Genomic DNA, 1,934 nt, shown 5'->3' with positions numbered 1-1,934 from the left:
GCCAGCACCTGGAAGGTGAGTTGAACGATATTCTGGCCGGTGACGCCCATCCGGGGTTCCATCTGTTTGCCACCATTAACCCACCCGAGTACAGCGGGCGAAAACCATTATCACCGGCGCTGAAAGGTCGTTTCCGGCATTTACCCATCCGCCAGTACAACCCGGCAGAACTAATGACTGTTGCTGAGAAAGTGTTGCCAGAGACCCTGCAGGGAAAAATCATCGCTGTACAACTGACTGAGCAACATTGTCGTTTAAGGGCTTACCTGCAACTGAACAAAATACCGTTGCAGCCGACCAGCCTTGATTTACAGAATGTGGCCAGAGCCGTCATCCGGGGAGGCGATTTTAGCGAAAACGGACTTTATCAATGCCTCAATCAACACTACCGGCTTTACCTTATGGCCGCCAAAATATCACTGGAGGAACTGCCTGAGCCAGCGACTGTTGCCGTGAGTAAGAGTGCGTTTGATTCTGAACTTTGCGAATGGTTCAACCAAACGGTATCGGGCATTGATCGTCCATGGTTGATACGCCGCAGTGATTTCAACAGTATCGATGAAAAATGCCATGAAATTCGTGTTAAGACTGAACAGGGTGAAGAGGAAGCCAAAACGGAAATTACCAAGAGGGTAGCTCAAACCCGGTGGCGGGCATCCGGTCTTTCCCTGAAGCCGAATCACTCGGATGATATTCTCACCCAGGCATTGTACCGACACTGGCAGCAACGCTGGTTTGATCATAATTTTGGCCAGACGGGCGTGGGCGTTGATAGCGTATTTCCCCTCACGATAGAACAGGGACTAACGCTGAATTTATCAGCTAACCGACCTTATCTTCTGGAGGCTGATCGGCGGATAAGTGACTGGAACTCCAAGGCAGTTCGATTGTGGCCTGCGTTCTGGCATCAGATAAGTGCACTGCCGAACCATTGGGTTGACGATTATATTGATGAAGCGTTAGCTGTTAACGGTGACAACGCTGCTGAACAACACCTGCCACAAGCTCACGAGAAACAGGCTCCGGCGTTGGATCAGAGAACGAATCATGAGCCACAACCCGTGACCGAAGCGTTGACCATTGGCAGTGATAACGTTCCTCAAAAATACATTCCAGAAAATGTCGGACAAATAGTTCCGGCATTGGACCAGATAACAGACTATGAGAACCAGGAGACGCAGCAACTTGACGATTATATAGTTTTCGACAAGCAGGACCATTTCCCCGGGATTTACCGTTGGTGGGCAGAGGATGTTTATGTGTCTGCTGAGGGTTATATCAAAGAGATCGATATTAGCAATAAGTACATGCAGGGGGCCGAATTCCTCATACCTGATCGGTTACCAGGGCATGATCAGGACGTGACATTAACCAGTGACCAAACGCTGGCAACCTTTGACTGGACATCGAACGATGGTCAATATGCATTGCCCAGCCTGACGGTTAACGACTATATCGTGGCCCTGCGTATAGAACCCGATTTGCCATTTATCCTGTTAAGAGATCGATATACCGGAATTCACACACTGTCTGTTCCGGGGGCCAAACCCCACCAGAGTATTCGCTTTGCTTATGTCGTAGAACAACGGGAACCGGGCAAAAAAACACGTACCGGAAGAGCCCGGCAAGCACAATCAACAGGTTTTGACGCCCGCTGTTGCGAAGGCATGGAAACAGTACTGAAGGAAGTGTTTACCAACATTAACGAACAACCACAGAAAGTACGGGAGCCTTTGCGGACAATACAAAACGCTAAAAACACGACGCAACGCATTGAGGCGATCAAGGACTATTGCCATCATTTTTCCGGTGATGCTAGACCAAAGCGCACACAAAATTTCTTTGAATTCCTGGTAACACAGCGACAAGGGAGCTGTCGTCATCGTGTGCCTGTTTTTATTGCTTTTTGTCGTTATTTTGGCATTCCATGTCGG

At 49.0% G+C, this 1,934-nt stretch carries 1 protein-coding gene; it reads left to right on the top strand.

The window, feature by feature from the left end:
- Nucleotides 1–20: 20 nt before the first annotated feature.
- On the top strand, nucleotides 21–1,934 hold a 1,914-nt coding region (locus tag KDK18_RS00335), incomplete at its 3' end, for a transglutaminase-like domain-containing protein (protein ID WP_257252380.1).

The organism is Endozoicomonas sp. SESOKO3 (genome assembly GCF_024606255.1).
Note: the sequence above shows the minus strand (reverse complement) of the source record. Positions and strands in the feature narration are given on the sequence as shown.